Origin of the sequence: Nocardia amikacinitolerans NBRC 108937 (assembly GCF_001612615.1) — a bacterium.
GTDB classification, from domain to species: domain Bacteria; phylum Actinomycetota; class Actinomycetes; order Mycobacteriales; family Mycobacteriaceae; genus Nocardia; species Nocardia amikacinitolerans.
In genome coordinates, this window is the sequence record NZ_BDAU01000025.1 from 102624 (window position 1) to 108623 (window position 6000).

6 protein-coding genes are annotated in these 6000 nt (G+C 65.9%); 3 read left to right on the forward strand and 3 right to left on the reverse strand.

What is annotated here, in order from left to right:
• Positions 1–42: 42 nt before the first annotated feature.
• Both NAM01S_RS35130 and NAM01S_RS19585 read left to right on the forward strand, forming a co-directional pair.
• Entirely contained in the window at positions 43–723 is a 681-nt protein-coding gene (locus NAM01S_RS35130; protein ID WP_157107802.1) for a hypothetical protein, read from the forward strand.
• 549 nt (positions 724–1272) lie between these two features.
• Positions 1273–2265 (forward strand): lipase family protein, encoded by a 993-nt coding sequence (locus NAM01S_RS19585; RefSeq protein WP_067787303.1) that lies wholly within the window; start codon positions 1273–1275, stop codon positions 2263–2265.
• A 14-nt stretch (positions 2266–2279) separates the two neighbouring features.
• Here the strand turns inward: NAM01S_RS19585 and NAM01S_RS19590 are convergent, their stop codons facing one another.
• Positions 2280–2546: a hypothetical protein gene (locus NAM01S_RS19590; protein WP_067787305.1), complete on the reverse strand. Its 267-nt coding sequence runs from the start codon at positions 2544–2546 to the stop codon at positions 2280–2282.
• Between the two features lie 426 nt (positions 2547–2972).
• On the opposite strand from NAM01S_RS19590, the gene NAM01S_RS19600 reads away from it, so the two are divergent.
• Positions 2973–3317 carry an aldo/keto reductase gene (locus tag NAM01S_RS19600; protein WP_067787309.1) on the forward strand — a complete coding sequence of 115 codons (345 nt, stop codon included), beginning with the start codon at positions 2973–2975 and terminating at the stop codon, positions 3315–3317.
• Positions 3318–3398: 81 nt separating this feature from the next.
• Here the strand turns inward: NAM01S_RS19600 and NAM01S_RS19605 are convergent, their stop codons facing one another.
• Positions 3399–4913, reverse strand: a complete 1515-nt coding sequence (locus tag NAM01S_RS19605) for an LCP family protein (RefSeq protein ID WP_067787341.1) — start codon at positions 4911–4913, stop codon at positions 3399–3401.
• Between the two features lie 127 nt (positions 4914–5040).
• A partial coding sequence (holA, locus tag NAM01S_RS19610; RefSeq protein WP_067787342.1) for a DNA polymerase III subunit delta occupies positions 5041–6000 on the reverse strand: 960 nt, incomplete at its 5' end.

Below are 6000 nucleotides of genomic sequence, written 5' to 3' on the forward strand. Positions count from 1 at the left end.
AGCCGTTGCGCCAAGCGATCAAGAACTGAGGAGGATGCCAAAATGCACAAGCTCTGCATATCTGAGATGCCTTCCCGTGACGAGCTGCAAAACCCATCAGAGGCCATGACGAAGTACATCCCAGTCTCTGGCGGAGGCCGCGATGACACATCCGATCTATTCGGATTAGCGGTAATGCAGGCTGCTGCTGAGGCGGAAGAAAAAGGCTCAGGAGACGACGTGAAATGTTTCGACATATTCAGTAGCCAGTTGCCAACCTATGTGAGTCGATGGGGCTTGAAATTGAATGTGCACAGCTGTGGCGTCTACAATATTGCGGGCCAGCCCTTGAGTGTTGCCCATGGAGATACGTCTTCGATCTATTGGGTGATGCAGAAGTTCAGCGACAGGCCGCGCACCTACGACGCGATCGCCCTGCCGTCCGATGCACCTGAACCCGCCGATTCGCTTATCAATCAATACAATGACTGGTCCCAGTCTGCTGGTTGGACAGCAGACCAGGCAACAAGTGACTCGACGCGTTTCTCCGCGTTCGTAGAAAAGATGTCCGACACTTTGAATGCATCTGGTGACGCGCTTGGTGGAACCTCATTTGTTTACTACAACACAAATGGCGGAATGGTATATTCTGCACAGGAGGAGTGCGAGATGTTGTGGAGTATCGCGCCATTTGGTTCTGAAGATGGCCATTACTATGAATGCGTCACCGCGCTTCCGAAATGAGCGAGTCTCCTGGCACGGCTTCCACGGGATAGCAGACGGCTCGCGCCGACACGGATCAGGCAGGCGACGAAGGCTGTGACTGCCCAGGGCGGGCCCACCAGCCGAGCGAATCGGGCGGCCAGCGGTTCGACCGGATCCGGCCCATCAGATCCATGGTCAACCGCCCAATTCGGCGAAGCCGAACGCTGAGCCCGCATGCCTGATGGACCGAGGTCTCAACTCGCCTCCACGGCTACCGGTCCGGGATGATCTGTCCCCCGCTGCGGACGCGGCCCGTGAATCCGCGTCACCGCTTCACCCCTGTCTCTGTTCGGATGAAACTTCTATTCGACAAGGAGCGGCACATGACTGCACGATCCACGACGAGCAACGAGGCGACCCTGCAAGACAAGGTCACATTCCAGCTGTCGCTGTACGCGAACTTGATCAACGGCGAGGAAAACGACGGCAACCTGGAGGGCCTGCTCCAGCAGCGGATCCAGGACAATCTCGACATCAACCGGGGGGGTCATCGGGGGGTGGGAGATTGTCTGGGGTCCGGGGATCGAGGTGTTCCCCACCGACCTGTACGCGCTCAACGTCCTGTACATGGTGCGAAGCACCGACGACCCCTCCCGGTACGTGATCGCCGTGGCCGGCAGCACAGACGGACCGTTCGACTGGCTCGTCGAGAACTTCCTGATCGGCCAGATCCCGTGGCTCGCGCATCCCGTCGCCCGTTACACGACGGGCGCGGCCATCGGGGTGAACATCCTCACGAAGATCACCCCCTCCGGCGACCGCCCCGGTGCCGGTCGCACCCTGCACGCGTTTCTGGGCGCGCTCGATCACACCGATATCGACCTGACTGTCACCGGCCACAGCCTCGCTGGTGCATTGTCACCCACACTGGCCCTGTTGCTGCGCGACACCCAGCAGCTGTGGGACCCATCCGAGAAAGCCAGGGTCAGCGTGCTGTCCACCGCCGGACCGAGTTTCGGCAATCCCGAATTCGTCGCCTACACCACCCGACGCCTGCAGCGGGTGCGGCGCTACGCCAACAGCCTCGACGTCATCCCGAACGTCTGGAACCCGGACGACATCGATCGCGCCAAGACCTTCTACTCCGACAACAACCTGCCCGCTCCTTGGCCCGGACTGTTCGACCTGATCAAGCAGGCGTCCAGCTCGGGCCAGTATGCACACCTCGACTCCACCAACGGCGTATTCCAAGGAACGTTCAACCCCAAGGTGACGGACTACCTGAAACAGGTCGGATACCAGCACATAGGCGGCTACAGACAGTTCTTCGATATCCCAGGCGTGACCTGGCCGGTAGCCATCCCGGCGGACGTCGGCGACACCGGGATAGGCCGCATCGCGGCCTTGGCCGGTGTACCGCTCGGCGACGGTACTGGAAAGGCACCAGCGAATCGTCGGCCGCTAACCGCCCCGATCAACGGACAGTCCGTGGAGCTGCCCACCGACCCCGACAGCCGCGAGGCCGGGAAACTCGTGGAACTCGTCACCGCCGAGATCGACCCCACTGCCGACATGAACTGATGCCCCGGACCCTGTTACTGCGGCTCGTCATCCTGCGGGCCGCTGCCAGAGACGGAGTCACGGCTCCCTGTTTCTGGTCGGAGCGAGATATACTCGCGGAGTTTGCCTTTGACGTGTGGCTCGAGGTCGCCGGGCGTGAGGCCGATAGTGCCGAACCGCCGGGCGATCTGCTCCGGAAACCCTTGGTACATCTCGAACGGAGCGAGAGCTCGCGTGATCGCGGCCTCCACGTCATCGATCGCATCCGGCGGCAAGCAGACGGTCACCCGGTGTTGCGCCACAACGACCCCTCCTGCAGTTCCGAGCGTCCCAGGCTACCTCTCGGAATCGACCGACGCAGATTCCTGACCACTATGACCAGTCACCAGACGACTGCCCTGTCATCGCATTTCAGGATGCTTGTCGACTTGGTGGTAGCGATGTGGTCGAAGACCGATCTGGGGACATCCGTCCGCGCCTGTCCCGGGTCCGCGGACCGGCGGCAGCGGTTCCACCACCGCCTAACCGATCCATCAGGATTCGTGCTCTCGCCGCGCCGAATCACGGGGCTGCTGTAAGGAGAGGTGACACGTCGTCTCCCTCACCGTATGCGGGCATCCGAGGAGTGTGTAACCGACATCTCACCCCGGCCAGCTCGGCCACCTCCTCGCGGCGCAACCCGGGGTGCGGCGAACCTGCCGACGCACCGGCAAGCCCACGTCGTCGGGGTGCAAGCGCGCGCGGCGGCTGCGCAAGAAAGCCGCCAGTTCCTGGGTCGCGTTCACGGTGCGCGCAACACGGACCCTCGACACCTGCTCGGAAGGACACCGTCCCAGGTCGCCATCGCCTGGACGCTGCGCAACCCGGGCGTCACCTCGCCGATCGTCGGTGCGCGCACTGCCGCGCAACTGGAAGACAACCTCGGCGCGCTCGACATCGAGTTCGACGCCGAGCAGATCGACCGCCTGGAGCGCGCCACGGCCGTCGACCTCGGCTTCCCGCACGAGTTCCTGGCCCGGCCGATGGTCAGGAGCGTTACCTTCGGTGATGTGAAGATCGAGGAGCGGGTCTGAGGGTCTCCTTTCGCACCGCGATGCGTTCCGGTCGGCCGCGGCCGGCCGGACCGGCGGTAGCGAGAACTCCTGCGGCGGTGACTAATTCACGCAGGGGATGTCGTTGCCGGTGATCGTGGCATCGAGTGGTTTGCCGACGTCCGGCGTCGAGGTCGGAGCCTGGGTGGTCGGGGTGAGCCTGGTGGTCGGCGGGGCCGTGCCGGTTGTCGACGCGCCGGTCAGGGCCGGGGGCATAGTGAAGTCCGAGCCGAGGACGACCCTGATGCGGCCCTCGGGCACGGTCACGGACTCGATGGCGGGGAGGCCGAGGGTGTCGGCGAGGAGGGCGGCTTCGGTCTCGTCGCCGGGGCCGTAGTACACGGCCGAGGTCCAGCCGTCCGAGGAGGCGGCGTGGCCGACCGTCCCCTTGCGGTAGCCGCGGCTCGCCAGCGCGGTGGAAACCCTTGCGGTGTAACCGTCTTCGCTTCCGGCGTCGAACACGTCGACCGTGCTGGACGGCCGCTGCGGCGTGGTCGGCTCGGGCTCGCCGAAGGCGCGGCGCACCTCGCGGCGGATGGCGGCCGGGTCGATGATGTTCACGTCCTGCCCGTTGATGACGTCGTAGCGCAGCACCGGCAGGGTGCGGAACTCGACGCTGGGGCTGGCGGCGGAGCCGACGGTGCGCAGGAAGTCGACGAGGTTCCAGCCGTCGGACAGCACGATATTGCGGTGCGCGACGTCCATCAGAGCCGAGAGCTTGCCGACGTCGGTGAACGTCCCCGCGTTGCGCAGCTCCTTGGCGACAGAGGTCAGGAAGGCCTGCTGGCGATGGGTGCGGTCCAGATCGCCGTTCTCCAAGCCGTGACGCTGCCGGACGAACGCCAGCGACTGAGCCGGATCCAAGCGCTGGCGACCGGCAGGGAAATCGGCGCCGGAGTATTCGAGATCTTGGACCGGCTTGCGCAGGCACACGTCGACGCCGTTGAGCGCCTTGGCCAGATCGTAGAAACCGGCGAGAGTGATTTCGGCGAACCGGTCGATCGGGACACCGGTCAGATTGCGCACGGCCTGCACGATGGCGGCGCGGCCCGCCTCCCGGCCCGCGCGTTCCAGCTTCGCGCGATCGGTCACGCCCCTGGCCTCCAGTCGCTCCTGAACCACGGCCTTCTTCAGGCCGTACGCCTCCTTGATCTTCATGTGGGTGTAGCCCGGGATGCCGGAGACGGCCACGTAGTTGTCGCGCGGGATGGAGACCGCGGTGATCTTCTTCAGGTCGGCGGGGATGTGCACCAGGATCAGCGTGTTGGCGTTGTAGCCGCCCTGATCGCTGTCGCCCGCGTGCAGCTGATCGAGAATTTCTTGCGGGAGGTCGTCGCCGTTCTGGTCTTTCCGGGTGTCGAGGCCGATCAGCAGGATGTTCAGCGCGCCGTCCAACGATCGCGGTGCGTCGTCACCCAGCGCGTGGGAGCGGCCGAAGCCGTCGTCGAAGCCGTTCTCGGCGGTCCAGCCCGCCGCGGTGCCCGCGAGGACGAGCGCCGACAGTCCGCCAGCGACCACCTTCGCCACGGTGCGGCCGATGTCGCGGCGCGGTGTCGGTAGCCGGTGCGCGCCACCGATCGCACGACGTCGTCCGGAGCGTCCGGAAACATCGGTGCGGGGAACTCGCGCCGTTGGCTCGTCCACCCAATCCAGTTTGACACGGATCGGGCAACTAGCTATTTGCCTGGAATGGGTCCAGTCATGATCAGCCCGCGCCGTGCAGGTCGAGAATGCTCATGAGAGCGTGCTCCAGGGCGTAGCTGGAGTCCGCCGCACCGCCCTTCACGTCGGCGTTCAAGGTCGCGACCACTTGCATGGCCGAGCCGATGGTGGCCGGGGTCCAGCCGCGCGCCTGGGCCTGCGCCTTCTTCACCTTCCACGGCGGCATGCCCAACTGCTGGGCGAGCTTGAACGGGTCACCGCGCCCCGCCGAACCGACCCGCGCGATGGTGTGCACCGAATCGGCCAGCGCGTCGGCGAGCAGCACGTGCGGAACACCGCGGTCGTTCGCCCACCGCAGCGCCTCCATCGCGCCGGGCCGGTCGCCCGCGACGGCGAGCTCCGCCACGTCGAATCCCGACACCTCCGCCTTGCCCGAGTAGTACTGCCGCACCGCGGCGACATCGATCTTGCCGCCGGTGTCGGCCGCCAATTGCGAACAGGCGGCGGCCAATTCGCGCAGGTCCGAGCCGACCGCCTCCAACACCACCTGCACGACGTCCCCCGCGACCCGCACCCCAGCGGCACGGAACTCGCCGCGCACGAACTCCACCCGCTCGGCGGCCTTGGTCAGCTTCGCGCAGTTGTGCACCGTCGCCCCGGCCTTCTGCAACGCGGGCGCCAGTGCCTTGGCCCGTCCGCCACCAGAGTGCAGGACCACCAGCACCACGCCGTCGGGCGGATCCGCGGCGGCCTCCGTGATCACCGCGACGGCGTCCTTCCCCGCCTCCGCCGCCGACTCCAGCACGATCACCCGGTCCTCCGCGAACAGCGACGGACTCAACAGCTCCGCCAACTCCGCGGTACTCGCGTCCCCCGCCCGCATCCGATCCACCGGCACCGCCTCCGGGTCCGGCGCCCCCGCCCTGACCTGCGCGGTAATCCCCGCCACCGCGCGCTCGATCAACAACTCTTCCTCCCCGAGGACGAGATGCACCGCCGCGGA

Coding starts and splice junctions, on each gene's coding strand:
- NAM01S_RS35130 (WP_157107802.1), top strand. CDS start 43: ATGCACAAGCTCTGCATATCTGAGATGCCTTCCCGTGACGAGCTGCAA.